At 73.5% G+C, this 26,045-nt stretch carries 23 protein-coding genes and 1 riboswitch; of the genes, 14 read left to right on the top strand and 9 right to left on the bottom strand.

Features of this window, described 5'->3' with window-relative positions:
* Positions 1-40: 40 nt before the first annotated feature.
* Complete coding sequence (gene pdxH / locus C3V38_RS10090) at positions 41-706, bottom strand: pyridoxamine 5'-phosphate oxidase (protein ID WP_106385715.1); 666 nt, start codon at positions 704-706, stop codon at positions 41-43.
* An 89-nt stretch (positions 707-795) separates the two neighbouring features.
* Here pdxH and serC point away from each other — a divergent pair, with 89 nt between their 5' ends.
* The 3 genes from serC (at position 796) to C3V38_RS10075 (ending at position 3,976) form a co-directional block, all read left to right on the top strand.
* A complete protein-coding gene (gene serC / locus C3V38_RS10085; protein WP_106385714.1) occupies positions 796-1,920 on the top strand; it encodes a phosphoserine transaminase in 1,125 nt (374 codons plus the stop codon).
* 175 nt (positions 1,921-2,095) lie between these two features.
* On the top strand, positions 2,096-3,034 hold the full coding sequence (gene sepH, locus C3V38_RS10080; RefSeq protein ID WP_063935682.1) for a septation protein SepH: 939 nt from the start codon (positions 2,096-2,098) through the stop codon (positions 3,032-3,034).
* Positions 3,035-3,043: 9 nt separating this feature from the next.
* The gene (locus tag C3V38_RS10075) at positions 3,044-3,976 is read left to right on the top strand and encodes a hypothetical protein (RefSeq protein WP_106385713.1); all 933 of its coding nucleotides are present in this window, start codon (positions 3,044-3,046) and stop codon (positions 3,974-3,976) included.
* Positions 3,977-4,008: 32 nt separating this feature from the next.
* Here C3V38_RS10075 and C3V38_RS10070 read toward each other — a convergent pair whose 3' ends face one another.
* Together C3V38_RS10070 and C3V38_RS10065 are read right to left on the bottom strand one after the other, a co-directional pair.
* Positions 4,009-4,845 carry an RNA methyltransferase gene (locus C3V38_RS10070; protein ID WP_061229329.1) on the bottom strand — a complete coding sequence of 279 codons (837 nt, stop codon included), beginning with the start codon at positions 4,843-4,845 and terminating at the stop codon, positions 4,009-4,011.
* A 27-nt stretch (positions 4,846-4,872) separates the two neighbouring features.
* Positions 4,873-6,342, bottom strand: a complete 1,470-nt coding sequence (locus tag C3V38_RS10065) for an NCS2 family permease (RefSeq protein ID WP_061916707.1) — start codon at positions 6,340-6,342, stop codon at positions 4,873-4,875.
* Positions 6,343-6,417: 75 nt separating this feature from the next.
* Between C3V38_RS10065 and C3V38_RS10060 the strand changes: the two genes are divergently transcribed.
* Positions 6,418-6,687 (top strand): DUF2530 domain-containing protein, encoded by a 270-nt coding sequence (locus C3V38_RS10060; RefSeq protein WP_106385712.1) that lies wholly within the window; start codon positions 6,418-6,420, stop codon positions 6,685-6,687.
* A 7-nt stretch (positions 6,688-6,694) separates the two neighbouring features.
* Here the strand turns inward: C3V38_RS10060 and C3V38_RS10055 are convergent, their stop codons facing one another.
* Positions 6,695-7,660: a DUF3027 domain-containing protein gene (locus C3V38_RS10055; RefSeq protein WP_106385711.1), complete on the bottom strand. Its 966-nt coding sequence runs from the start codon at positions 7,658-7,660 to the stop codon at positions 6,695-6,697.
* Positions 7,661-7,718: 58 nt separating this feature from the next.
* Between C3V38_RS10055 and C3V38_RS10050 the strand changes: the two genes are divergently transcribed.
* Genes C3V38_RS10050 through C3V38_RS10040 form a run of 3 tightly spaced genes read left to right on the top strand, consistent with a single transcriptional unit; the run spans position 7,719 to position 10,502 of the window.
* A complete protein-coding gene (locus C3V38_RS10050) occupies positions 7,719-8,612 on the top strand; it encodes a glutaminyl-peptide cyclotransferase (protein ID WP_106386453.1) in 894 nt (297 codons plus the stop codon).
* Positions 8,605-9,996 carry an MFS transporter gene (locus tag C3V38_RS10045; protein WP_239550357.1) on the top strand — a complete coding sequence of 464 codons (1,392 nt, stop codon included), beginning with the start codon at positions 8,605-8,607 and terminating at the stop codon, positions 9,994-9,996. Before C3V38_RS10050 ends, C3V38_RS10045 begins: the two co-directional genes overlap by 8 nt.
* Positions 9,993-10,502 carry a DUF2771 family protein gene (locus tag C3V38_RS10040; RefSeq protein WP_061916720.1) on the top strand — a complete coding sequence of 170 codons (510 nt, stop codon included), beginning with the start codon at positions 9,993-9,995 and terminating at the stop codon, positions 10,500-10,502. The genes C3V38_RS10045 and C3V38_RS10040 overlap by 4 nt, the downstream gene beginning before the upstream one ends.
* 54 nt (positions 10,503-10,556) lie before the next feature.
* Here the strand turns inward: C3V38_RS10040 and C3V38_RS18235 are convergent, their stop codons facing one another.
* Positions 10,557-10,958, bottom strand: a complete 402-nt coding sequence (locus C3V38_RS18235; RefSeq protein WP_061229338.1) for a cold-shock protein — start codon at positions 10,956-10,958, stop codon at positions 10,557-10,559.
* Between the two features lie 117 nt (positions 10,959-11,075).
* Between C3V38_RS18235 and C3V38_RS10030 the strand changes: the two genes are divergently transcribed.
* Together C3V38_RS10030 and C3V38_RS10025 are read left to right on the top strand one after the other, a co-directional pair.
* Positions 11,076-11,363, top strand: coding sequence for a hypothetical protein (locus tag C3V38_RS10030; RefSeq protein WP_007626818.1), 288 nt, complete (start codon positions 11,076-11,078; stop codon positions 11,361-11,363).
* Between the two features lie 181 nt (positions 11,364-11,544).
* A riboswitch (cyclic di-AMP (ydaO/yuaA leader) is annotated at positions 11,545-11,704 on the top strand.
* 11 nt (positions 11,705-11,715) lie between these two features.
* The gene (locus tag C3V38_RS10025) at positions 11,716-12,354 is read left to right on the top strand and encodes a transglycosylase family protein (protein ID WP_007626820.1); all 639 of its coding nucleotides are present in this window, start codon (positions 11,716-11,718) and stop codon (positions 12,352-12,354) included.
* Between the two features lie 110 nt (positions 12,355-12,464).
* On the opposite strand, the gene C3V38_RS10020 is transcribed toward C3V38_RS10025, so the two are convergent.
* A complete protein-coding gene (locus C3V38_RS10020; protein ID WP_007626822.1) occupies positions 12,465-12,665 on the bottom strand; it encodes a hypothetical protein in 201 nt (66 codons plus the stop codon).
* 103 nt (positions 12,666-12,768) lie between these two features.
* Between C3V38_RS10020 and C3V38_RS10015 the strand changes: the two genes are divergently transcribed.
* The 5 genes from C3V38_RS10015 to nirD all read left to right on the top strand — a co-directional run bounded on the left by C3V38_RS10015 (position 12,769) and on the right by nirD (position 20,860).
* Positions 12,769-15,168, top strand: a complete 2,400-nt coding sequence (locus tag C3V38_RS10015; RefSeq protein WP_061229322.1) for a helicase-associated domain-containing protein — start codon at positions 12,769-12,771, stop codon at positions 15,166-15,168.
* A 67-nt stretch (positions 15,169-15,235) separates the two neighbouring features.
* Positions 15,236-16,903: a DNA repair helicase XPB gene (locus C3V38_RS10010; protein ID WP_007628622.1), complete on the top strand. Its 1,668-nt coding sequence runs from the start codon at positions 15,236-15,238 to the stop codon at positions 16,901-16,903.
* Between the two features lie 57 nt (positions 16,904-16,960).
* Positions 16,961-17,647: a DUF3239 domain-containing protein gene (locus C3V38_RS10005; RefSeq protein ID WP_061229320.1), complete on the top strand. Its 687-nt coding sequence runs from the start codon at positions 16,961-16,963 to the stop codon at positions 17,645-17,647.
* A 194-nt stretch (positions 17,648-17,841) separates the two neighbouring features.
* On the top strand, positions 17,842-20,379 hold the full coding sequence (gene nirB / locus C3V38_RS10000; protein ID WP_106385709.1) for a nitrite reductase large subunit NirB: 2,538 nt from the start codon (positions 17,842-17,844) through the stop codon (positions 20,377-20,379).
* 79 nt (positions 20,380-20,458) lie between these two features.
* A complete protein-coding gene (gene nirD / locus C3V38_RS09995; RefSeq protein ID WP_106385708.1) occupies positions 20,459-20,860 on the top strand; it encodes a nitrite reductase small subunit NirD in 402 nt (133 codons plus the stop codon).
* Between the two features lie 47 nt (positions 20,861-20,907).
* On the opposite strand, the gene C3V38_RS09990 is transcribed toward nirD, so the two are convergent.
* The 3 genes from C3V38_RS09990 to C3V38_RS09980 all read right to left on the bottom strand — a co-directional run bounded on the left by C3V38_RS09990 (position 20,908) and on the right by C3V38_RS09980 (position 26,013).
* Positions 20,908-22,047 carry a uroporphyrinogen-III synthase gene (locus C3V38_RS09990; RefSeq protein ID WP_254425952.1) on the bottom strand — a complete coding sequence of 380 codons (1,140 nt, stop codon included), beginning with the start codon at positions 22,045-22,047 and terminating at the stop codon, positions 20,908-20,910.
* A gap of 118 nt (positions 22,048-22,165) precedes the next feature.
* Positions 22,166-23,773 carry an FAD-dependent oxidoreductase gene (locus C3V38_RS09985; protein ID WP_254425951.1) on the bottom strand — a complete coding sequence of 536 codons (1,608 nt, stop codon included), beginning with the start codon at positions 23,771-23,773 and terminating at the stop codon, positions 22,166-22,168.
* The gene (locus C3V38_RS09980) at positions 23,770-26,013 is read right to left on the bottom strand and encodes a molybdopterin oxidoreductase family protein (RefSeq protein WP_371412116.1); all 2,244 of its coding nucleotides are present in this window, start codon (positions 26,011-26,013) and stop codon (positions 23,770-23,772) included. Before C3V38_RS09980 ends, C3V38_RS09985 begins: the two co-directional genes overlap by 4 nt.
* Between the last annotated feature and the right edge of the window lie 32 nt (positions 26,014-26,045).

Below are 26,045 nucleotides of genomic sequence, written 5' to 3'. Positions count from 1 at the left end.
CCGACCGTTGCCCGGGCGGCCCCCGGCACGCGGCCCGGCGTCAGGGCTGGAGCCGCCGGGCGGTCCACCGGTCGCCGTCCCGCAGGCACTCGACACGGTCGTGGAACCGGTCCGGCCCGCCCTGCCAGAACTCCACACGGTCCGGGACCACCCGGTACCCGCCCCACCGGTCGGGCATGGGGATCTCGTCGACGTCGGCCAGGCGCCGCTCCGCCATCGTAAACAGCGATTCGAGCTCGGCCACCGACTCCGCCGGGCGCGACTGCTCGGACGCCCAGGCGGCGACCTGCGATCCCCGCGGCCGGGTGCGCCAGTACGCGAGACTGTCCGCCCGGTCGATCGGATGGCAGGCACCCTCGATGTGCACCTGACGCTCGGCGATCAACCAGGGGAAGGTCACCGACGCGTACCCGGTCTGCGCCAGCTGGACGCCCTTGCGCGACGTCGTCGTCGTGAAGAACGTCACCCCGCCCTCGTCGACGCCCTTACACAGGACGGTCCTGGTCGACGGCCGCCCCTCGGCGCCGACGGTGCCGAGCACCATGGCGTTGGGTTCGCGGACGCCGCGCCGGCCGGCCTCGTCCAACCACTCGGTGAACAGGGGCAACCACCCGTCCTCCAGGTCGGCCACGTCCAGCCGCGGGTGCAGGCCGTACCCGACGCGCATGGTGTCGAAGTCGGTGGGTTCCAGGACCGGTTCCTCCATGACCCCAGACGGTACTCCGGGCCCGGGGTCCGGCCGGACTACCATGGAGCACGACCTACCCGACGACACCGAAACGGCATCCCAAGAGCATGAGCGATCAGCTGCCCACCATCCCCGCCGACCTCAAGCCCGCCGACGGCCGCTTCGGCTGCGGTCCGTCCAAGGTCCGCCCCGAGCAGATCTCGGCCGTGGCCGACGCCGCCACCACGGTGATGGGCACCAGCCACCGTCAGGCCCCGGTCAAGGACGTCGTGGGCCGTGTGCGCGACGGCCTGGCCTCGCTCTTCTCCCTCCCCGAGGGCTACGAGGTCGTGCTGGGCAACGGCGGCACCACCGCGTTCTGGGACGCCGCCGCGTTCGGCCTGGTGCGGGAGAAGTCGCTGCACCTGACCTACGGCGAGTTCTCCTCCAAGTTCGCCAAGGTCACCGGCGCGGCGCCGTTCCTGGCCGACCCGATCGTCGTGTCCGCCGATCCCGGCTCGGCGCCGGAGCCCACGTCCGACCCGTCCGTCGACCTCGTCGGCTGGGCGCACAACGAGACCTCGACCGGCGTCATGCTGTCCGTCAGCCGCCCGGCGGGCTCGGAGAACGCGCTCGTCGCGATCGACGCCACCTCCGGCGCCGGCGGCCTGCCCGTCGACATCGCGGACGCCGACGTCTACTACTTCGCCCCGCAGAAGTCCTTCGCCTCCGACGGCGGCCTGTGGGTGTCGATCATGAGCCCGGCCGCCCTCGCGCGGGTCGACGAGATCGCGGCCACCGACCGCTGGTGCCCCGACTTCCTGTCGCTGCCCACCGCGGTGGACAACTCGCGCAAGAACCAGACGTACAACACCCCGGCCGTGGCGACGCTGCTGATGTTCGCCTCGCAGATCGAGTGGATGAACGACCAGGGCGGGCTGGACTGGGCCGTGGCGCGGACCAAGGACTCGTCCTCGCGTCTGTACGACTGGGCCGAGGCCAGCGACTTCGCCACCCCGTTCGTCGCCGAGCCGGCGCACCGTTCGCAGGTCGTGGGCACCATCGACCTGGCCGAGGAGATCGACGCCGCGAAGGTCGCCAAGACCTTGCGCGCCAACGGCATCGTCGACACCGAGCCGTACCGCAAGCTGGGCCGCAACCAGCTGCGCATCGGCATGTTCCCGGCGATCGAGCCGGAGGACGTCACGCAGCTGACCCGCTGCATCGACCACGTGGTCGGCCAGCTCTCCTGAGCCGCCCCGGGCACGCCGGCCCCCTCCGGCCGGACCCGCACTTTTCCGCAGCCCACCCGGCCCGTCCGCGCGCCGGGTGGGCTGCGCTGCCCTACCATGTGGGAACGCGCCCAGGCCCCCGGGCAGCGGAGCAGCTCAGGCCGCCGACGGGGCCGCGAGGAGTCGAGGAGGCGGCATGCGGAAGCTGAGGATCATCGGTGTGGACACCGAGTCGTCGGTCGTCGAATGCGAGGTCCCGGACTCCGGTGAGAAGTTCACCCTGCCCCTGGACGACCGTTTCCGTGCCGCCGCTCGCGGTGAGTTCGTGGCCGGCGGATCGGACCGGGCGCCGGTGACCGGCACGCTGCGTCCCCGCGAGATCCAGGACCGCATCCGGCACGGGGCGTCCCCGGAGGAGGTCGCCGCCGACGCGGGGGTGCCGCTGTCCCGCATCGAGGGTTTCGCCGTGCCCGTGCTGCTGGAGCGGGCCAACGCGGCCGAGCTCGCGCGGGCCGCGCACCCGGTTCTGCCGGACGGGCCCGCGCTCAACACACTGGCCGACCGCGTGGGCGCCGCCCTGGACCGCCGCGGCGTGGATCCGGACCTGGTGACGTGGGACGCGTGGAAGGACCGCTCGGGCGGGTGGGTGGTCCGCACGTCGTGGCCGGCCGGCCTGTCGGACGACGCGAGCGCCACGTGGTCGTTCGTCCCGGATTCGCACGGGGGTTCCGCGCGCGCCCTCGACGAGGAGGCCGAGCGGATCCTCGACCCGTCGCGCGCCACGGAGCTGCGGTCGGTGTCGGCCCCTCCCCCGCTGCCGCCCGGCCCCCCGCCGATCCGGGCGGTGCCGCCGCCCGCGTCGGTGACGCCCCCCGCCGGCCCGACGCCTTCGGCCGACCCGACGCGCCCCGCCGCCGAGCCGCCGTCGGCCCCTGACGCGCCCCCGTCCGCCGCGCCGGCCGGCCGTGGTGCCGGTGCCGCGGCCGGTGGCGGTGGTGGCGCGGGTGGTGGCGACGACGACGAGGACTTCCTCCAGCCGACGCCGACCGAACCCGAACGACGCCCCTCACGCCGTCATCCCACGATGCCGTCGTGGGAGGACGTCCTCCTCGGGGTCCGCGGTAAGGACGACTGAGTCACGGACATGGGCCACCACGTCGCGACCTTCTGGTACCTGGCGACCGACGATCCCGCCGCCCCCATCCGGGCGGGGCATCCGTCGGACCCCGGCTTCGCCCGCCGCCTGCTGTCCCGGCTGTTCCCCACCGTGACCGTTGCGTCGCTGGGCGCGTTCCCGCTCAACCGGTCGGCGTCGGCCGGCCAGGGTGAGATCTACGTGGGTTCCTACCCCGGCCTGACGGTAGTGCAGACCCCCGTCGAGGGCCCGGTCGTGCCGTCGGCCGCGGCGGACGCGTGGCTCCGGCTGGTCGAGGCACCGGTCGTCCTGTTGTTCGCGCAGGATTCCGAGGACGGGGTCAGCGGGTTCGCCCGCTGGGAGTCCGGGCGCCTGATCCGGGCGTTCGCCGGCGCGGACGACCGCATCGTCGAGGACGAGGGGATGCCCCTGCCGTTCGAGCGCCCGTACTGGGCCGGCGAGTTCCCGCCCGACGGGGCGGCCGACAACCCCCTGGCGTTGCCGTTCTCGCCGTCGTCACTCCTCCACGCCGCGCACCGTGACTGGCTCGGCTTCGACCTCGAGCCGGGCGGCCTGGACGTGCCGGTCCACGGTTTCGCCACCGACGGCCGCCGCGAGGTCCGGCAGCACACCCCACCGGCCGGTCCAGCACTGCACGTGGTGGGGATGCCGGGGCGCGCGGAGCTCCACGCCGCCTCGCGTCGCGCCTCGTCGCGCGCGGCCGCGGAGGACGGCGACGACGGGACCGGCGCCGACGGCGGTCGCGCGGCGGGTGCCTCGTCCCCGTACGAGGACGACGACTACGAACGCCTGCCCTCCGGCGCCGGCCCGCGTCGGGCCGCGGGCGTCGAGCGCATCCGCGGGCTCGCCGGGCTGGTCGGGGACGCGGTCCGCCGGGGCGTCGACGAGGTGTCCCGCCGAGCGCGCCGCCGCTCGCGGTAGTCGTCGCGCCGGGGATCGGTCGCGCGGGGGGTTCAGTCGCGCCGGGCCCGCTCGTAGAACGCGACCGCGGCGGCGGTGGCCACGTTGAGCGAGTCCGTGCCGTCGGTCATGGGGATGGCGGCGCGCACGTCGCAGGCGCGCATGGCGTGCTCGGTCAGGCCCGGTCCCTCGGCACCCAGCACGAACGCGACCTTCTCGGCGTCGACGGCGCGGGAGAGGGGTGCCTCGGCGGCCGGGGTCAGTGCGACGGTGCGGAAACCGCGCTCGCGGAGGTCGTCGAGGCTCCGCTGCCACGTGGTCGGCGTGCCGGGCAGGTGCGCGAACGGCAGCCGCAGCACGTGCCCCATCGACACGCGCACGACGCGCCGGTACAGCGGGTCCCCGGTGGCGGCGCCGAACAGGACCCCGTCCACGCCGAGCGCCGCGCAGTTACGGAAGATCGCGCCGAGGTTCTCCGGGTCGTTGACGCCCTCGAGCACGACGAGGGTGCGGGCCCCGTCGACGACCTCGTCCACCGCCAGCGGCTCGGGCCGGTCGGCGGCGGCGAGGATGTCACGGCTCGAGCGGAAGCCGATCACCTCGCTGAGGACGTCCTTCGTGGTGCGCAGGTAGACCGCGTCGCCGGCCCGCTCGTCGGCGTCCCACCCCTCGGCGGTGGCCTCGCGTCGCAGCTGCTGCAGGCGCGAGTCCGTGCCGAGCAGGACGTGGGGCCGGAATCGGGACAGCAGCATGCGGCCCACCACGTAGGTGCCCTCGGCGATCACCAGTCCCCGACCGCCGGGCAGGTCGGGCCGGCGGTCGGAGTTGTTGAGGTCGCGGAGGTCGTCCAACCGGGGGTCGGCGGGATCGGAGACGTCGACGACGTGCACGGTACGGTCGCTCCTCCCGCCGGCCGGTCAGGCCAGCGCGTCGGTGATGGGGCCGATGGCGAAGTAGAGGACGAACGCGGCCGCGACGATCCACAGGATCGGGTGCACGGTGCGGGCCTTGCCGGTCGCGGTCGCCATGACGACCCACGCGATGAAGCCGATGCCGATACCGTTGGCGATCGAGTAGGTGAACGGCATCGCCACGATCGTGAGGAACGCGGGCAGGGCGATGGAGAAGTCGCTGAGGTCGATCTGCTTGATCTGGGCGATCATCAGCGCACCCACGATCACCAGCGCGGGCGCGGCGGCCTCGACCGGGACGACCTCGTACAGCGGGGTGAAGAACATCGCCAGCAGGAACAACCCGCCCGTGACGATGTTGGCCAGGCCCGTCCGGGCGCCCTCCGCGATGCCGGAGGCGGACTCGAGGAACACCGTGTTCGACGACGACGAGGTCAGACCGCCGGCGACGGCACCGAATCCCTCGACGACCAGCGCGGCCTTCATGTTGGGCAGGTTTCCCTTGTCGTCCATCAGCTCGGCCTCCTTGCCCAGGCCGGTGAACGTGCCCATGGCGTCGAAGAAGTTGGCGAGCAGCAGGGTGAAGACGAACAGTCCGGCGGCCAGCGGGCCGATGCGGGTGAACGCGCCGATGAGGTCGACGTTGCCGATGAGCGACAGGTTGGGGATGCCGCCCAGGGAGTCCGGGATGACCGGCACCGCGAGACTCCACCCGGTGGGGTTGGGCTCGCCGTTCACGACGGACGGGCCGGCGTTCGCGAAGCCCTCGACGATGACCGCGAACACAGCGGTGACGACGATGCCGATGAACAGACCGCCGCGGATCCTCCGCGCGACGAGCACGCCGCAGAGCAGGAGGCCGACGACGAAGACGAAGGTCGGCCAGGATGCGATCGAGCCGCCGATACCGAGGCCGACCGGGACGGTGGTGTTGGCGGCGTCCGGCAGGCGGCGCACGAACCCGGAGTCGACCACGCCGACCATGGCGATGAACAGGCCGATACCGACCGCGATCGCGGCCTTGAGATCGGCGGGGACCGCGTTGAACACGGCGGTGCGGAACCCGGTGATCGCGAGGATCACGATGATGACGCCCTCGATGACGATGAGGCCCATGGCCTCGGCCCAGGTCACCTGCTGGGCGATCGTCACCGCGACGAGCGAGTTGATGCCCAGACCGGTCGCGAACGCGAACGGGTACCGCGCGATGGTGCCGAACGCGATTGTCATCACGCCGGCCGTGAAGGCGGTGACGGCGGCGATCTCGACGATCGAGAGTTGGTTGCCCTCGACGTCCACACCCGAGCCGAGGATCAGCGGGTTGAGAATGATGATGTAGGCCATCGCGAAGAAGCTGACGAGCCCGCCGCGGACCTCACGCGCGACGGTGGAGCCCCGCTCGCTGATCTTGAAGTAGCGGTCGACCGCCCCGATCTCGGCGGGGGGCTGCGACGCGGCCCCGGTGCTCTGCGACATCTGGCGACCTTCCTGGCTTTGAGTGGGGAACCGTCATAGAGTAACCGGCCACGCACCTGCGGTAGCGTCGCGGGCATGACGGGTCAGGCGACGGACACGCGGGTACCGCCGATCCCGACCTACTTGTTGGACCCGCGTCCGATGGTGATCCTCGGGACGCTGGCGTGGACGCTGGCCCTGTTGGCCCACGTGCTCATGACGGACGTCGACATGCGCACCGTGGTGTTGTGCGCGGTGGGGATCGGTGTCGGAGCTGTCGGCTCGATCGTCTATGCGCTGCAGCGCCGCGCGGTCCTGCGGGGCAGCGCGGGCGCCCAGCAGGGTCTGGACTTCGACCGCGACTGAGGGGCGCTCAGGCCTCGTCCGCGTGCGCCGACCCATCGGCTCCTGACGCGGTCTCCCCGGCCCCGGCCTCCTCGCCCGTGGTCTGACCCGCTGTCGGCTCCGCTCCGGCGTCGGCGGCCGTGTCGGGGGCCGCGTCGGCCCCCGCCGACCGGGCGCGGGCCGAGGCGGCGAGCTGTTGCGGCAGCACCACCACGTCGACGGCGGCATCGTCGTAGGCCTCGGGGACCGGCGGGGTCGTGTCCCTGGGCACCTCGATCTCGCTGTGCGCACCACAGCCGTATTCGAGGTGCACGGTCTGACCGTCCGCGGAGTATTCGTTGGCGCAGATCCCGAACATCGTGCCGAGGGAGCCGGCGACCGGGACCAGGAACCCGCACGTTCCGCAGTTGTGTCTGACACTGCGGGCGCTCTCGGTCTCGGGCCCCCGCTCGGCGGTCCAACGTTCGGCGGCGGCCGACCGGCCCTGCCGGCTGAGATGACGGGGACGTCCGAGCCCGATGGGACCGGCGGCCTCGTCGAGCGCCTCGTCTCCACTGGAGACGTACCCGGGGACGAGCCGCTCGTCGTCCTCCGCGGGTGGCAACAGATCGCCCGCGCCGAGGTCCCCGGGCCGGATCCGCTTCTCCCACGGCACCCACTCGGGCGCGACCAGCGCGTCGTCCCCTGGCAGCAGCGCGATCTCGTCGACCGTCACCTCACCGCCCGGGACGAGGGCGAGCACGCAGGCCCAGTACCACCCGCGGTACCCGGGCAATTCGGAGGCGAAACGGTGCGTGGTGGTGTACGCGGCCTCGACGGTGGTCCCGAGGTGCTCGCCCACGCCGGTGATGGCGAACTCCTCGGTCGCCGCCCGCGCCACGTCCACGGCCGAGGCCAGCCGCTCACGCAGCTCGGAGTCGAAGCCCGATTCCTCATCGGTGCCCGCGACGGTCGCCCCCTGATCCGTGCCTACCTCGGTGTTCACGTCCCCCATTATGCGCATCATCGCGGGGAGGGCGCGGTCCGGCCCGTCGTGCGGCATCCTTGGGGGCATGAGCAGTGTCCGCCGCCCGGTCGGCCCCCTCGTCGTGTCCCTGAGCCTGATCGCCGCGCTGACGGCGTGCTCGACCGGGGACGGGAGCGAACCGAGCCCCACCACCGCGGCCGGGACCTCGCTGGCGTCCTCCAGCGCGCCCGCCGGTTCGTCGTCCACCGGGTCCACCGCCCCGCGCGTCCCGGTCGGCCCGTCGGAGCCGCAGCCGGTCCGCGGTTCGGTCGAGGTGGTGCGCACGCTGGAGCACGATCCCACCCTGTTCACCCAGGGCCTGCAGGTGGTCGGCGACCAGATCTACGAGTCGACGGGCCGGTACGGCGAGTCGGTGGTGCAACGTCGGCCGCTCGAGGGCGGGGACGCGGTGACCGTGGAGATGGCGGACGACGAATTCGGCGAGGGCCTGGCCGTCACCCCCGACACCCTGTGGACGCTGACGTGGAGGAAGGGGGTCGCCCACAACCGTGACCCGCAGACCCTCGAGATCCGGTCGGAGGCCCAGTACCAGGGCGAGGGCTGGGGCTTGTGCTTCGACGGCTCCGGTCTGGTGATGACCGACGGCTCGGACACCTTGACCTTCCGGGACCCGGCCACGTTCGAACCGACCGGCACCGTCGCCGTCACCTCGGGCGGCACGCCGGTGCGACAGCTCAACGAGTTGGAGTGTGTGGACGGCGCCGTCCTGGCGAACGTGTGGATGACCGACGAGATCGTCCGGATCGATCCCGGCACCGGCGAGGTCACGGCTATCTACGACGCCGCGCAGCTCGGCCGGCCCCGGCCCGCTGACCCGGACGCCGTGCTCAACGGGATCGCGTCGTTGCCGGGCTCGGAGAACCTCCTGGTCACCGGCAAGCTGTGGCCGCAGATGTACGAGGTGCGACTCGTTGGGTGAGCGCCCCCGGGGAGCAGCCAGGCGGGCCGCCGCCTCCGCCGGGCGGGGGATGCGCCGGGTCTTCCACGCCGACGGCGCGGCCCGCTCGGGGCTGGCACCGCTGAGCTACGTCACCGTGGCGAACTTCGCGTGTGACGCCATCCTCGCGGTCGCCCTCGCCAACACCCTGTTCTTCTCGGCGGCGACCGCGGAGTCGCGCGGCAACGTCGCGTTGTACCTCTTGGTGACGGTCGCCCCGTTCGCGCTGATCGCGCCTGTCATCGGCCCGGCCCTCGACCGCCTGCGCAGTGGCCGTCGGCTCACCGTCTCGCTGACGTTCACCCTGCGCGCGGTGCTCGCGGTGGTCCTCGGCCTGAACTTCGACACGTGGCTGCTCTACCCGCTCGCACTGGGCATGCTCGTGCTGTCCAAGACGTTCGGCGTGGTCAAGGCCTCCATCACCCCGCACGTGTTGCCGCCGGCGCTGGACCTTGTCCGGACCAACTCCCGCCTGACGGTGCTGGGGCATGTCGGCGGCAGCGTGGTAGCCGGGGCCGCCGCCGGCGCCGTGGCGTGGATCTGGGACTCCTCCACCGCGCTGTGGCTGCTCGCCGCGGTCGCCCTGGTGGCCGCCTACGTGTCCATGACGATCCCCGCGCACGCCGAGGCGTCGGAGGACGACGAATCCGCCTCCCTGTGGTCGGGACACGGAGGGTCGGTGAGAAGTGGGCTGCGCGCCGTGCTCACCCGGCCGCTCGGCAGGAACGTCCTGGCGAATCTCTGGGCGGTCGCGCTGGTGCGGTTCATGACGGGGTTCCTCACCCTCTATCTGGCGTTCGTCGCCAAGGCGCAGGAGGACGCGTCCGCCCTCGAACAGGCGGGCCTGCTCGCGATCGCCGGCGCGGCCGGCGGGCTGGGCACTTTCGCCGGCAACGCGGTCGGCGCCCGCCTGCCGCTGGGGCGCCCGGGCCGGATCACGAGCACGGCGGCAGGTGCCGCGCTGGCCACGGCCGTCGTCGCGGCATTCCTGGGCACGCTCTGGGGCGCGGCCGTCCTGGCGCTGGTGGCCGCGGTGTGCAGCGCACTGGGCAAGGTGGCGCTGGACGCGTCCATCCAGACCGACATCCCCGACGCCGCCCGCTCGTCGGCGTTCGGCCGGTCCGAGACCGCGTTGCAGCTGGCGTGGGTCGCGGGCGGGGCGTTGGGCGTGCTGTTGCCCCCGGACTTCACGATCGGGTTCTCGGTGATCGCCTCGGTCGGCGCCCTGCTGTTCGCGCAGTCACTACTCACCGCCCGCGGCTCCACCCTCGTACCCGGATTGGGCGGCAACCGGCCGCGGTTCCCGGGTGGGCGACGTGACCCGGGTGCGCTCGACGGCCACCTGCTCGGCAGAATGAAGGGGTGAGTTCCCTCAGCGATACCCCGTCGACCGGCCCCCGCGTCCGCCCCGTCACCTGGGCGATCCTGGCGTGGATGATCATCATGATCGCGGCGATCGTCGGCGCGTGGCAGGGGTCGGAGTCCCGCTACGGGGCGCTGCCCGAGATCACCGTCGCCACCGACCGCGGGGAGGAGAGGGTCCTGCCGTTCACCGCGACCGACCTGGACGGCAACACGTACACCAACCCGGTCGGCGAATTCCACGTGCAGGACGAGCACACGTTGACGGTCCGGCTACCCGGCGAGCTGCGGTCCGCGACGATGGACGTCTACGAGGTCCGCGCCGACGGGGTGCGCGACTACACGGTCGAGGCGGACGGACCCGGCCAGCTCCTCGTGCCCGTGACCACCCCGGAGGAGGGCCGGATCGAGGGCCTGGCCATCCGGGCAGTGGCGATCGTCTACGCGGCGGACGGCTCGGAGTCGATCCTCAACGGCGAGTGGTCGGTCGGCTTCACCTACGAGGACTGACCCACCGAACGCACTGGAGCCGGGCCCTCGCCCCGGCCCTGCGCCGTGACGGGATCAGGCGTCCAGCTCGCGCGCTACCGCGCGCAGGACCGAGGCAACCCGGCTCGAGATCTTGTGGTCCGGTCGGTGACCGCGCCGCAACTCCGGCTGGACGGTCGACTCGAGCACCTTGATCATGTCCTCGACCATCCCGTGCAGCTCATCGGGCGAGCGCCTGGGCCCGCCGCGCGGGGCGCGCTCCTCGGCGACGGTCGGCTCGTCGTGGACCACCACGCGCAGCGCCTGCGGACCGCGGCGGCCGGAGACCATGTCGAACTCCACACGCTGACGGGGGCGCAGGGTCTCCACGCCGGCGGGGAGCGCGTCCGCGCGTACGTAGACGTCCTCGCCGCCCTCCTGGGACAGGAAGCCGAACCCCTTCTCCGCGTCGTACCACTTGACCTTGCCGCTGGGCACCGCGAACCACCTTCCGTCCCGGGCGCGCACGGGCGCGACCGACAACTCCACTTACGATCAGAGACTACCCTCGTGCGCGTTGGTGACGGCCGCGAGGCGAGCGGTACCCTCCCCTGTGTGACCTCCGACGATCGACGCCCGGCCGACGACCCCTGGACACCCGACGCGTCCGCCTCCGGTGACGCGCACGCGCCCGCGAGGCCACGTCGCCGCGGGCTGTTCGTGGCCGCGCTGATCATCTTCGCGATCGGGGTCGTCTTCACGATCGTCGCCGCGCTGACGCCGTTCGTGCTCGACCGCGACGCGCCGACGATCCTGTACCTCGGCGCGATGTTCTTCACTCCGGTGGGCTTCCTGCTGGGCCTCGCGTACGCCATTCTCGGCTCGCGCCCGCCCAGGGTGTGACCAACTCCACCCTCGTGGTAACGACCCAGGTAACGAGCGGATAACAGCGCGCTATCTCCGCCCGGGCGAGCTCTTTTTATTTCAGAATGGTGACGATCCGGCATCGAACCGCTACTGTTCCGTAGCAGACTCGTCAGCGAGTCGGCATCGGCCGCACCCACCGAACCCCGCCCTGCGGCCGACGCCACTGTGACCATTACCCGGGCGGGGACGGGGGACCCGACAGGGCCCACGACGGGCCCGGCGACCGCAGGTCGCCTTGGGGTGAAGCCGCCGCCGGCGGCCGGACGCACTCGTTTCCGAACCCGACAGCTCACCTCGTAGGCACAGAGTGAAAAGGACTGACGCGTACATGACCTCGTACACCGGACGCCACCGCGCCGCCACCCCCTCCTCCGCGCCCAAGACCGCCGTCAAGGTCGTGCTCGCCGGCACCGCCTTCTCCGCCGCGGGCCTGGCCCTCGCGCCGGCCGCCAACGCCGCGCCCGACTCCGACTGGGACCGTCTGGCCCAGTGTGAGTCCGGCGGCAACTGGGCCATCAACACCGGCAACGGCTACCAGGGCGGCCTGCAGTTCTCGCCGAGCACCTGGGCCGCCTACGGCGGCACGCAGTACGCGCCGACGGCCAACCAGGCCACGCGCGAGCAGCAGATCGCGATCGCCGAGAAGACCCTCGCCGGCCAGGGCTGGGGCGCATGGCCCGCCTGCTCGGCCAAACTGGGCCTCAACTCGGCGCCCACCCCGCGTGACCTGTCGGCCCCGAAGCCGGCTCCGGCCCCGCGCCCGCACGCTGATACGGCCGCCCCGGCCGCCCCGGCCGAGGTCAGCGCCGCCGATCACGTGGCCACTCTCAAGGCGTTCGCCGAGAGCCGCGGTGTCTTCCTCCCGATCACCGAGGGTTACGAGGCCAACAAGGCCGCCGTCGACGCCGCCTACGCCGGCAACCAGGACCTGGTGGACGGCTTCGTCGCCACCTACCTGGCCAACTGACACCGGCGACACCCGCCGAGCGGTACCCGGGCCACGAGGAAGGGCCGCCACCCCCTACAGGGAGTGGCGGCCCTTCTCGCGTTCCCCGGCGCCGCGCCGGAGGTCGGATCTCAGGCGACCCAGGGCGCGCCGTTGATCTTGGTGTACGGGTGGATGTAACCGAGTCGCTCCTGCGGGAGCGGGAAGGTCTCCTGCCCGAACGGCGACAGGCCTCCCGCGACCAGCGCGGCGAGCTCGGTGACCGGGTGCTCGCCGTACGAGGCGTCGGGCCAACCCGGGTTGTCATAGGTCAGATTCTTCTTGGCAGCCACCCCTGTAGTCTCTCACCTCCGACCCGATTCGGCAGCAGGTGGGTCGATTCCCACGCGGACCGGTTCTCACGGCCGCCGCGGTCTCACTAGGCTGGGACGGATCATGCCGAGCTCCCGAGCCACCTCCCGCGGCGCCACCGCCGACGCGCCGGACTTCCCCGCCTGGCTCGCCGGGTTGTCCGACGACGCCCTCGTGCGCGTGTGCGAGCTGCGCCCGGACGTGGCCACTCCCCCGCCCGCCTCGCTGGACGTGTTGGCCTCGCGCCTGCGCCTGCCGGCGTCCACCGCGCGGGCGGTGGGGACGTTGTCGTGGCCGGAGCTGCTCGTGGCGGCCGCAGCCGCCGCGGTCGGTGCCGATTCCGGGGCCGTACCGCTCGGCGCGGTGTCGGGGAGACTGGGTGTCGACGACGACGAGCCCGTCTTCCACGCCGCCGTGGCCCGTCTCCGCGAACTCGCGTTGATCTGGGGCGAGGAGGACTCGGCGCGGATGGTGCCCGTCACGGCGGTGGCGATCCGGTCGGCTCCCGTGGTGGCCCCTCATCCGGGCGAGCCCGCCGGGGCCGATCTCGAGGCGGCGTGGGGCGGCCTGTCCTCGGCTGCGGCGGGGGTCCTCGAGGCCATCGCCCGCGGGCGCATCCCGGCCGGTGCGCTCGGGGCCGGGGCGTCGGAGTCCGTGCGCGCGGCCGCGGTCGAACTCGCCCAGGCGGGGTTGGCGGAGCTCACCGGCGACGACGACGCCGAGCGGGTGGTGCCCCGCGCCCACGCCCTCGACCGGGCTCGCCACGGGGCCCGCGCGGACGGCTCGTCCCTGCTCCACCCCCCGGCCTGGGCGACGCCCCGCGTCGGGGCGGGTGCCGGGCGGGCCCGCGAGGTGGACGCCTCCGGCGGCGTGGCGGCCCTCGACCTGCTCCACCGCTGCGACTCGGTGCTGGCGGCGCTCTCGACCGCCCCGGCGGCCACCCTCAAGGCCGGCGGCGTGGGGGTCCGCGAGTTGCGCCGGGTGGCGCGGGCGGCCGCGCTCGAGGAGTCCGAGCTGCCCCTGTTGCTCGAGGTCCTCGCGGCCGCCGGCCTCATCGCGGTCGGCGACGCCGAGGTCGGGGACGTCGACTACGACTCGGTGTGGGCGCCCACCGAGGCCGCGGACGTGTGGTCGGCGCGCGAGCCCGCCCGCCGCTGGGCCGAGCTGGTCGTGGCGTGGTGGTCGATGCCGCGCACCCCGTGGCGCGTCGGCTCCGAGCTCGAGGGCGGCGGGACCCTGCCCGCACTGGGCGAGCCCGTCGGCCCGCCCGGACCGACGGAACGCGGTCGCGTCCTGAAGGCGCTGGCCGCCCTGGACCCCGCGGCCGAACCCGCCGACGCCCTGCTGCCCGAGGTGGTGCGCTGGTCGGCGCCGGTGTGGTTCTCACGCGCGGGTGCGCGGCCCGTCTCGGAGACCGTGGCCGAGGCACGACGGATGGGACTCGTCGTCGGGACCGTGGCGACCTCGGCCGCCCGCCACCTGGTCGACGCCACCCACGGCGCGTCCCACGGCGCGGGGGGCTCCGGCGCGGGGGGCTCCGGCGCGGGTGTCTCCGGCGGTTCCGGCGGCGCGGTCGTCGAGGACCTCGAACCGATCCTCACCGCCGCGTTGCCCGACCCGGTGTCGGAGGTCATCGTCCAGGCTGACCTGACGATCCTCGCCCCCGGCCCCCTCACCCCGGAGCTGGCGGCGGAGTTCGCCCTCCTCGCCGACGTCGAGTCCGCCGGCGCCGCCACCACCTACCGCGTCACCGAGACGTCCCTGCGCCGCGCGCTCGACGCAGGACGCACGGCCGCAGGCATCCGCGAGATGCTCGCCCGCACGTCCGTCACCCCTGTCCCGCAGTCGCTGGACTACCTGATCGAGGACGTCGCCCGCCGCCACGGGCGCCTGCGGGTGGGCACCGCCCTGTCGTTCATCCGCTGCGACGATCCGTCCCTCGTCGCGCAGGTCCTCGGCTCGCCGGTGGCGGAGAGCGCCGCGCTGCGCTCGGTGGCGCCCACCGTCCTGGTCTCCCAGGCCCGACCGCTCGACCTGGTCGAGGCGCTGCGCGCTCACGGGTTCGCTCCCGTCGTCGAGGACACGTCCGGCGCGGTCGTCGCGCTTTCCCGGCCGGCCGCCCGCGTCCGCGAGTCCCGCACCACCCGGGCGCCCCGCGTCCCGACCCGCGCGCCCACGACCTCCGAACTGCGGGCGGCGGTCGCGGCGATGCGCTCCGCAGACCGCGTGCGCTCGGCGCGCGGTGCCTCCTCGGGCGCGTACACGGGCGAGGCCGCCATCGCCCGACTGCATGAGGCCGCGGGCACCGGCACCGCCGTCACCGTCTCCGTGGTCGACGCCGCGGGCCGCTCCTCCGCCCGGCTGGTCGTCCCCGCCTCCGTCGGCGGCGGCAGGATCGAGGGCATCGAGCCGGACTCGGCCGAGCCCGTCGTCCTGCCGCTGCACCGGGTGATCTCCGTCTCCGACGTCGAACCCACGCGCTGACGCGGATTTCTGGACAATGGAGGGTCGGGCCTACGCGGGCCCGGCGAGAGACCCGAGGAGGCCCGAAGTGAGCGGTGGACCGCTGATCGTCCAGTCGGACAAGACAGTGCTGCTGGAGATCGACCACGAGCAGGCCGCCGACGCCCGACAGGCGCTGGCCCCCTTCGCCGAGCTCGAGCGCGCGCCCGAGCACGTCCACACCTACCGGATCACGCCGCTGGCCCTGTGGAACGCCCGGGCCGCCGGGCACGACGCCGAGCAGGTGGTCGACGTCCTGGTCTCCTACTCGCGCTTCCCCGTGCCGCAACCGCTGCTCGTGGACATCGCGGAGACCATGGCGCGCTACGGCCGGCTGCAGCTGGTCAAGAGCCCGGTGCACGGCCTGACGCTCGTCTCCCTCGACTCCGCCGTGCTCGCCGAGGTCAAGCGGCACAAGAAGATCGCCCCCATGCTCGGCGCCGACATCGACGCGGACACGGTGATCGTGCACCCCTCCGAGCGCGGTCGGCTCAAGCAGGAGCTGCTCAAGGTGGGCTGGCCCGCCGAGGACCTCGCCGGCTACGTGGACGGCGAGGCCCACGAGATCGCGCTGTCCACCGAGGAGGAGCAGTGGGAGCTGCGCGACTACCAGCAGATGGCCGCCGACTCGTTCTGGGCGGGCGGCTCCGGCGTGGTCGTGCTGCCCTGCGGCGCCGGCAAGACGATGGTCGGCGCGGCCGCGATGGCCAAGGCCAAGGCCACCACGCTCATCCTGGTGACCAACACCGTCGCCGGGCGCCAGTGGAAGCGGGAACTGCTGGCCCGCACCACCCTCACCGAGGACGAGATCGGCGAGTACTCCGGTGAGCGCAAGGAGATCCGGCCAGTCACCATCGCCACATACCAGGTGGTCACGCGCAAGACCAAGGGCGTGCACCGGGCGCTGGAGCTGTTCGACTCCCGCGACTGGGGCCTGATGATCTACGACGAGGTCCACCTGCTGCCCGCGCCCGTGTTCCGCATGACCGCCGACCTGCAGTCGCGCCGCCGCCTCGGCCTGACCGCGACGCTCGTGCGCGAGGACGGCCGCGAGGGCGACGTGTTCTCCCTCATCGGGCCCAAGCGCTACGACGCCCCGTGGAAGGACATCGAGGCGCAGGGGTGGATCGCGCCCGCCGACTGCATCGAGGTGCGCGTGACGCTCACCGAGAACGAGCGGATGCTGTACGCGACCGCCGAGGCCGAGGACAAGTACAAGCTGTGCTCGACCGCCCGCACCAAGATCCCGGTGGTCAGGAAGATCCTCGCGCGCCATGCCGGCGCCCCCACCCTGGTGATCGGCGCCTACCTCGACCAGCTCGAGGAGCTCGGCGCCGAGCTCGACGCGCCCGTCATCCAGGGGTCGACCTCCAACAAGGAGCGCGAGAAACTGTTCGACCAGTTCCGCAACGGTGAGATCTCCACGCTCGTGGTGTCCAAGGTCGCCAACTTCTCGATCGACCTGCCCGAGGCCAGCGTCGCGGTGCAGGTGTCGGGCACGTTCGGCTCGCGTCAGGAGGAGGCGCAGCGGCTCGGTCGACTGCTGCGGCCCAAGCACGACGGCGGGCAGGCGCACTTCTACTCGGTCGTCGCCCGCGACACCCTCGACGCCGAGTACGCCGCGCACCGCCAGCGGTTCCTCGCCGAGCAGGGGTACGCGTACCGGATCGTCGACGCCGACGACCTGCTCGGCCCGCCCATCCCCGAGGTCGGCTGACGCCCGCGGCGGTCACCCGCGGGCCCGGCCGTCGCCGGTGCTGGGATACTGGGCGCCATGGCCGCCGATCGCTCCCCACGCAACCCGCACGAGCAGTACCGACTCGCCGACATCCCCGTCGACGATGCCTGGGTCCGCAAGAACAACGAGAGCCTCGCCGAGGTGCGCCGCCTGCAGTGGTCGGCGGGCATCCTCGGCGTCATCGTGCTCGCCGCCGGCATCGGCATGCTCGTCTTCGCGGAGTTCGCGGCGTGGGGCTGGATCATCGCGGTGGTGGCCGGCGCGTTCGCGATCGGCTGCCTCGCCATGATCGGCTATATCCCCCGCAAGATGGGGTCGATGCAGCACACCTACTCGACCTCCGAGCTCGTCCCGGCCGTCATCGCCGAGGTCCGCCCGCGCGGCGTGACCCTGTTGGCGCTGGTCGACCGCGCCGTCGACCGCTCCGCCGGGAAGCTGCCCGCCCTCGTGGCCCGCAACTGCGGACCTGTCGCGGGCCACGAGTCGAAGGTCGGCGAGCGCGTGCCCTGCGTCGCCGTGGTGGGCAACCGGAGCGCCCGCGGCCGCGACAACCTCTACCAGTTCATCTCCCCGATGCCCGTCGCATGGGCCACCTCCGACAAGGCTGCGCTGCGCCGGCTGGAGAAGGAGATCCCCTCGGGCGAGTGGGAGCGGCTGCGCCAGAACATCGACCGCGTGGCCGAGGTCCAGGCCGTGCCGACGAGCCTGCTACCCCTGGACTGAGCCGCCGCTCCGGCGCCCGCATCCCGCCGCCGCTCCGGCGCCCGCATCCCGCCGCCACACGCCCGCGGACCGGTCCCTCACCCGGCCCCCGGACCGATGTGAAGTAAGCGTCACGGGACCGTGATCCGACGCCACAGCACCGCAACACCGCCTTCCTAGGCTGTCCCCCACAGGCACGCCAAGGAGGTCCAGGAATGACTGAGCACATCGTCGTCGTCGGGCACGGGATGGTATCCCACCGTTTCGTCTCCACCCTCGGCACGCGCTACGCCGACGCCGACGTGGCCGTCACGGTGATCGGCGAGGAAGCCGATCCCGCCTACGACCGCGTCGGACTGTCCGCCTACGTCGGCGCGTGGGAGCGCGACGCCCTGCACCTCGACGATGCGCGGCACTCCGCCGACCCCCGCGTCACCGTGCGTTCCGGCCGGCTCGTCACCGCGATCGACACCGGCGCCCGACGCGTGGAACTCGACTCGGGCGAGTACGTCGACTACGACACGCTGGTGTTGGCGACCGGTTCGCGCGCGTTCGTCCCGCCCGTCCCCGGCCACGACCTGCCCGGCTGCCATGTATACCGCACGCTCGACGACCTCGACGCGATCCGCGCGGCCGCCGAGCGGGCCGGGGCGGGCGCGCACGGCGTGGTGATCGGCGGCGGGCTGCTGGGCATCGAGGCCGCCAACGCGCTGAGCCTGCTCGGCCTGGTCCCGCACGTCGTGGAACGCAACGACCGGCTCATGCCCGTGCAGGTCGACGGCCGCGGCGGCGCCCTGCTGGGGGACCTCATCCGCGACCGCGGCATCGACGTGCACCTCAGCGTGACCGACACGGTCATCGAGGAGAGTGCCGCCGGCGGCGCCGGACTCCGGGTCGCCCTGACCTCCGACGACGGCGAGACGGATGTCGTCGACGCGGCCCTCGTCGTGTTCTCCGTCGGTGTCCGGCCCCGCGACGAACTCGCCCGCGCGGCGGGAATCGCCGTGGCCGAGCGTGGCGGCGTGCTGACCGACAGAGCCTGCCGCACCTCGGACCCGCACGTCTACGCGATCGGCGAGTGCGCGGCCATCGAGGGCACCTGCTACGGCCTGGTCGGGCCCGGATACACCTCCGCCGAGGTCGCGGCCGGGCAGATCACCGGCGACGCCGGCATCGAGTTCACCGGGGCCGACCTCGCCACCAAGCTCAAGCTCATGGGGGTCGACGTGGCCAGCTTCGGCGACGCCCACGGGCGTACGCCCGACTGCCTCGAGGTGGTGGTGGATGACCCGGTCGCCCGCACCTACAGCAAACTCGTCCTCAGCGACGACGCCCTGACCCTGCTCGGCGGCGTGTTCGTCGGCGACGCGGGCCCCTACCAACTGCTCAAGCCGCTGCTGGGCCGCACCTTGCCGTCGTCCAATCCCCTGTCCCTCATCACCCCGGGCGCGGCGGCCGACTCCGGCGTCGGCGTGGACTCACTTCCCGACGACGCGCAGATCTGCTCGTGCAACGCCGTCACCAAGGGCGACCTGCGCGAGGCCATCTGCGGCGGCGCGTGCGACGTGCCCGCCCTCAAGGCGTGCACCCGGGCCGGCACCTCGTGCGGCTCGTGCCTTCCGCTCATGCGTCAGGTCCTCGAGGCCGAGGGCGTCGAGCAGTCCACCGCGCTGTGCGAACACTTCGACCAGTCCCGCTCGGAACTGTTCGAGATCGTCACCGTCACCGGCATCCGCACGTTCTCCGGCCTGATCGGGCGCTTCGGGCGCGGGATCGGCTGTGACATCTGCAAGCCGACGGTCGCGTCGATCCTCGCCTCGACCAGCTCGGACCATGTCCTCGACGGCGAGCAGGCGGCGCTGCAGGACACCAACGACCACTTCCTGGCCAACATCCAGAAGAACGGCACCTACTCGGTGGTGCCGCGGATGCCCGGCGGCGAGGTGACGGCCGACCAGCTCATCGTGATCGGCGAGATCGCCCGCGACCACGACCTGTACGTCAAGGTCACCGGCGGTCAGCGCATCGACATGTTCGGCGCGCGCGTCGAGGAACTCCCCGCCATCTGGCGGCGGCTGGTGGACGCGGGCATGGAGTCCGGCCACGCGTACGGCAAGTCGCTGCGCACGGTCAAGAGCTGCGTGGGCACCTCCTGGTGCCGGTACGGACAGCAGGACTCGGTCGCGATGGCGGTGCTGCTGGAGACCCGCTACCGCGGACTGCGGGCGCCGCACAAGATCAAGATGGCCGTGTCCGGGTGTGCGCGCGAGTGCGCGGAGGCCCGGGGCAAGGACGTCGGCGTGATCGCCACCGAGAACGGCTGGAACCTCTACGTGGGCGGCAACGGCGGCGCGACCCCGCGGCACGCCCAGCTGCTGGCCGGCGACCTCACCGACGACCAGCTCATCCGCTACATCGACCGCACGGTGATGTTCTACGTCCGGACGGCCGAACGGTTGCAGCGCATGGCGCCGTGGCTCGAGGCGCTCGAGGGCGGGCTCGACCACCTGCGGGAGGTCGTGTGCGACGACTCGCTCGGCCTGGCCGCCGAGCTCGAGGAACGCATGGAGGCGCACGTCGCCGGCTACGTGGACGAGTGGGCGGCCGTGCTCGACGATCCCGACAAGCTCGCCCGGTTCGTCTCGTTCGTCAACGCCCCCGAGGCGCCGGACCCCACCGTGCAGTTCGAGCAGCGCGACGGCCGCAAGGTGCCGGTGCTGCTCGGCTCCCCCGCCATGCCCGTCCGCAGCTGAGCTCGCGCGCCCGACGCGCCGAGCCCCCGTCCCAGACCTCTTACCCGAGATCCACCCGCCCACACCCGAGGAGTCCGCCATGACCGCAACCCTGTCCCGCCCCGCCCGCACCGGCGCCGCCCCCGAGATCGCCGTCTGCGCGATCGACCGCCTCATCCCCGGCCGCGGGGTCGCCGCCCTTCTCCCCGACGGGCGGCAGGTGGCGGTGTACACGCTCGACGACGGCGAGGTGCACGCCGTCTGCAACATCGATCCCGTCGCCCGGGCGGCCGTGATGAGCCGCGGGCTCGTGGGCGACCGCGGCGGCGTCCCCGCCGTGATCTCGCCCATCGGCAAGCAGGCGTACGCGCTCGAGGACGGTCGCGGTCTCGACGACCCGTCCCGCGGGATCTCCGTGTTCCCCGCCCGGGTCGCCGACGACGGCACGGTCTACGTGGCGACAGAGCCCGCGGTCCGCCACGCGCGCGCCACCGCTGCGTAGGGCGAGCCCGCGGGGCGCGCGGCTGTCGGGCCGCGCGCCCCGCCTGTTCAGATGGTGAGCCGGTAGCCGCGCTTGACGACGGTCGTCACCAGGTCCGGCACGCCGAGCGCCCGGCGGAGGCGACCCATCGCGGTCTCCACCGCGTGCGGGTCCGTGCCCTCGCCAGGCAGGGCCGCGAGCAGCTCGTCCCTGCTCACGCACGCCCCCGGGCGCCGCGCGAGCACCCGCAACAGCGCGAGCTGGGCCGGCGTCACCTCGACCGGTCGGCCGTCGACCAGCACCGCCGCCGCGCACACGGTCAGCTCGTGTCCGGCCACGTCGATCGGCGCCGTCCGGGCGGCGAGCTCGTCGGTGGTGTGCCTCATGAGCGAACCCAGGCGCATCCGGTCGGGGCAGGTGAACGGCACGTCCAGGTCTGCGAGCGGGGCCGCGGTCACCGGGCCCACGCACAGGGCGGCGACGGGGCCGCGCAGCGCGTCGAGCAGGTCGTCGAACAGCCCGAGCGCGTCCGCCCGCGCGAGCACGGCCACAACCGCCGGCGCCGCGGTGAACGTCACGCCGTCGACGCCGTGACGGGCGATCGTGGTCACGAGCTCGTCGAGCGCGGCGAGATCCTCCGGGAGTTCCCAGCGGTAGACGGGCACCTCGATCACGTCGGCGCCCGCGTCCCGCAGGCCGTCGAGCAGGGGGGCCATGGGGTTCCAGCCGGAACCCGCGCCCTGAACCTGCACGCCGATCGTCAGCCCGTCGACGCCCCGCTCGACCAGCATCTCCAGCAGTTCCGGGCTGGCCTCGCTGACCGCGGAGGCGTGCTCCCGCAGGCCGGCGGCCCGGATCGCCCCGGTCGTCTTGGGACCGCGCGAGTACAGCGGGATCCGACCCATCAGCTCGAGCAGCTGCCCGGCCAGGCCCCACTCCTCGCACACCTGCATCCACCAGCGCACGCCCGCGGCGGTGGTGAGGACCATCAGGTCGGCGGGCGTGGCGAGCAGCCGCTCGGTGGCCTCGCGGACCACGGTGTCCTCGGCGATGGGGATCATGTGCATCGCCGGCGCGTGCAGGACGGTCGCGCCGCGGCGCTCGAGCAGGGTGCGCTGCTCAGAGGCCCGCCGGGCGGCGGTGACGGCGACCGTGCGCCCGAGGAGCGGGAGATCGGTGCCGGCGGTGGTCACGTCGGAATCGGTCACTCCCCCATCATGGCCGATCTCTGTTGCCGGGGTGTTTCGCCGCCCGCCGGTCGCTCCGCTCATCCTCGTCTCCTCCACTGCCCGCTTCTCCTCTGTTCCTCACGTCTTCCGCCGCGCCCTACCCGGCCGCCGCGAGCCATCCGCAGATCCCCTCGACCGCGGCCGAACACCCGCCGCAGCCCGTCCCGGCGCGGGTGCTCTCGGCCAGCGCGTCGCGGTCACGGGCGCCGTCGGTCCATGCCGCGACGAGGTCGCCCTTGCTGACGCCGTTGCACCGGCACACCACCGCGGCGGCGGGCATGGTGGACGGCGTCTGCGCGGCCACCGCCTCCGCGCGCCCCAGGATCACCGACACGACGTCGTCCGGCACGGGTAGGGCGTTCTCGTACAACTGTGTGAGAGTGCCGACCGGTTCCGGGTGGCCGATCAGTGCGGCTCCCACCACGCGGCCGGCCACCACGTCGACGCGGGCGTAGCGGCCGCGCGCGGGTTCGCTCAGCGTCGTGACCTCGGTGGGCTCGTCGTCGCCGCCCGCCGAGCCGTACACGTCCTCCGCGAGCTCGCCCAGCGCGACCACGTCGAGCCCGTGCGCCTTGAGTCTGGTGACCTGCGTACCGCCGACGTACCGGGCGTGCGGATCGGTGCCGGCGAGCCGCGCGGCCAGCACGACGGCCTGGTCCCACGCCGGGGCCACCAGGCCGCTGACGACGCCCCGGTGCTGGGCGCAGTCGCCGATTGCGCTGATGGCGGGATCGCTGGTCGCGAGCTCGTCGTCGACGACCACGCCGTGGCCCACCTCCAGGCCGGCGTCGCGCGCGAGGTCCGTCCGGGGCGCGGACCCGGCGGTGAGGACGACGGTGCGGCAGTGCACCTCGCCGTCGTCGAGTCGTAACGTCGACCCGTCCCAGCTCGTGGCGCGCGCGCCGGTCACCGTCCGCACGCCGAGCGCGGCGAGGGCACGGACCAGGACGGCGCCGGCGCCGGCGTCGAGGCAGCCGTTCATGGGCCAGGCGCGGGGGTGGACGACGACGACGTCGTGCCCGGCCGCGGCCAGTGCGCAGGCGACCTCGAGGCCGATGAAGCCCGCACCGACGATCGCGACGGGCCCCGGGTGGGCGGCGAGATGGGCAGTCAGCTTTCTCTGACCCGCGGCGTCCCGGAGAGTGAACACACCGGGCGCGAGACCGCCGTCCGATGAGCGGATGCCGTCGACGGGCGGGATGCGGGGCGCGGCGCCGGTGGCCAGGACGAGGTGGTCGTAGCCGGTCCTCGCACCGCCCGCGAGCTCGACCTCGCACGTGACGCGGTCGATCGCCGTGACATGTGTGGAGGTGTGCAGGGCGATGTGGTGGCGTTCCCACCACCCGGCGGGCTTGAGCCGCGCGACCGGGGTCGCGCCACCGGCAGCCCCGGACGCCCCGGCAGCCCCGGACGCCCCGGCAGCCCCGGACGCCGCGGACGCCGCGGCAGCCCCGGACGCCCCGGCAGCCCCGGACGCCGCGGCGGCGTGGGAGAGCATGATGCGGTTGTACGGCTCCTCCGCCTCGGCGCCGAGCACGGTGATCGACAGGCGCGTCGGGTCGGGCTCGCCCGCGCGCAGTTCCTCGGCGAGGCGCGCGGCGGCCATCCCCGCGCCGACGATCACCACGTGGCGCCGCACCTGCGGCCCCGTCGGACCGGGCGGCGTGCCCGGCACCGTGCGTCCCGGCCCCACCTCCGCGCTCACGCCGCCTCCAGCCGCACCGCGCACACCTTGAACTCGGGCATCCGGCTGTGCGGGTCGAGCTCGGGCAGGGTGAGCAGGTTGGCCCGCCCGCTGCCGGCGAAGTGGAACGGCAGGAAGAGGGTGTCGGAGCGCATGTCCTCGTCGCAGCGGACCTCGGCCTCGACCGCGCCGCGCCGGGAGACCACGCGCGCGGCGTCGCCGTCGGCCAGCCCGACCGCGCGGGCGACGACGGGGTGGACCTGTACCCACATCCGCGGCTCGGCCGCGGCGAGCTCGCCCACCCGGCGGGTCTGGGCGCCGGACTGGTAGTGCGCGAGCAGCCGCCCGGTGGTCGCGAGCAGCGGGAACGCGGCGTCGGTCGGCTCTGCCGGCGTCCGCGGGGCGTCGACCACGAAGCGGGCCCGGCCGTCGGCGGTGGCGAAGCCGTCCAGGAACAGCCGCGGGGTGCCGTCCGGGGAGTCGGAGCCGCACGGCCAGTGCAGCACCTCCCCCGCGTCGAGGCGGTCCCAGTCGATGGCCGAGTAGTCGGCCTTGCCGCCGGCCGAGGCGCGGGCGAGTTCGTCGAACACCACGCGTGGGTCGGTCGGGAAATTTTCGGGCCCGCGGTCCAGGCGGCGGGCGAGCTCGTGCCAGATCCACAATTCGTCGCGCGCGCCGTCCGGCGGGGTGATCGACCGGCGGCGCCGCAGGACGCGACCCTCGAGATTGGTGAGCGTGCCCTCCTCCTCGGCCCACTGCGACACGGGCAGGACGACGTCCGCCAGCGCCGCGGTCTCCGACAGGACGAAATCGGCCACGACCAGCGTGTCCAGTGCGCGTAGCCGCTCGGCGACGCGGTCGGCGTCCGGCGCGGAGACCACCGGATTGGAGGCGTGCAGGAGCATGGCGGTGGGTCCGCCGGGTTGTCCGAGCGAGTCGAGCAGTTCGAACGCCGACACCCCGGGGCCGGGGATCTGTTCAGGGTCCACGCCCCACACGGCGGCGACATGGGCGCGGGCGTCGGGGTCGGTGATCATCCTGTACCCGGGGAGTTGGTCGGCCTTCTGGCCGTGTTCCCGGCCGCCCTGCCCGTTGCCCTGCCCGGTGAGCGTGCCGTAGCCGGTGCCGGGCCGACCGGGCAGGCCCAACGCGAGTGCCAGCGCGATCACCGCTCCCACTACGGAGGTGCCGTCGGCGTGCTGTTCGGCGCCCCGGGCGGTGAGGATGTAGCTGCCGGCTCCGGCGTCGCGGGCGTCGGCGAGGAGCCGCACCGCCCGCTCGAGGAGGGCGACGGAGACCCCCGTGACGCGCTCGGTGCGCTCCGGCAGCCATGCGGCGGCGTGCGCCCACGCGTCCTCGAATCCGGTGGTGCGGGCGGCGAGATACCGCGTGTCGGCGGCCCCGGTGACGACGACGAGGTGCAGCAGCCCCAGCGCGAGGGCCGCGTCCGTGCCGGGGCGCAGGCGCAGGTGCACACCGCCCCCGTCGAGGGCGTGCCGCGCGGTCGCGCTGAGCCGGGGGTCGGCCACGATGAGCCCGCCCGCCGCGGCCGCGGTGTCGAGGTGCTGGAGGAACGGGGGCATGGTGTCGGCGGGGTTGGCGCCGATGAGCAGGACGGCCCGGGCGCCCGAGAGGTCGGTGACGGGGAACGGCAGGCCGCGGTCGAGGCCGAAGCTGCGGTTGGCGGCCGCGGCGGCCGAGGACATGCACCAGCGGCCGTTGTAGTCGATGAGCCTGCTGCCCAGCGCGAGTCTGGTGAACTTGCCCAACTGGTAGGCCTTCTCGTTGGTGAGTCCGCCGCCACCGAAAACCGCTACGCCGTCCGGCCCGCCTGCGGCCTGCGCGCGTCGGATGCCGTCGACGACCCGGTCCAGTGCGGTGTCCCAGTCGCAGGGCTCGAGGCGGCCGTCGCGACGGATGAGCGGCGTGGTGAGCCGGTCCGGGTGGTCGAGGAGCTCGCCGGCGGTCCAGCCTTTGCGGCACAGTCCGCCCCGGTTGGTGGGGAACCACTCGGGCGTCACCTCGGCGGCCCTGCCCGCGGTGGGCGTGACGCTCATCGCGCACTGCAGCGCGCAGTACGGGCAGTGCGTGTGACCGGGCCCCTCGGCATCCTGCACCCGGGGCCGGTCCGGCGTCACCCGGGCGGTGTCGACGCTCGTCATGGTGTTCTCCTCGTCGTCGTCCTCGTCGTTTCTCGTCGCCCCGCCCCCGCGGCCTGCCGGCGAGTGGTCGAACCCGACCACGTCGTCCCAGGTCGGCACACGCGCAGACCGGCACTTGTGACCACTCGCCG

Origin of the sequence: Dietzia sp. oral taxon 368 (assembly GCF_002999155.1) — a bacterium.
Lineage (GTDB): Bacteria > Actinomycetota > Actinomycetes > Mycobacteriales > Mycobacteriaceae > Dietzia > Dietzia cinnamea.
This window is presented reverse-complemented; position numbering and strand designations above follow the sequence as displayed.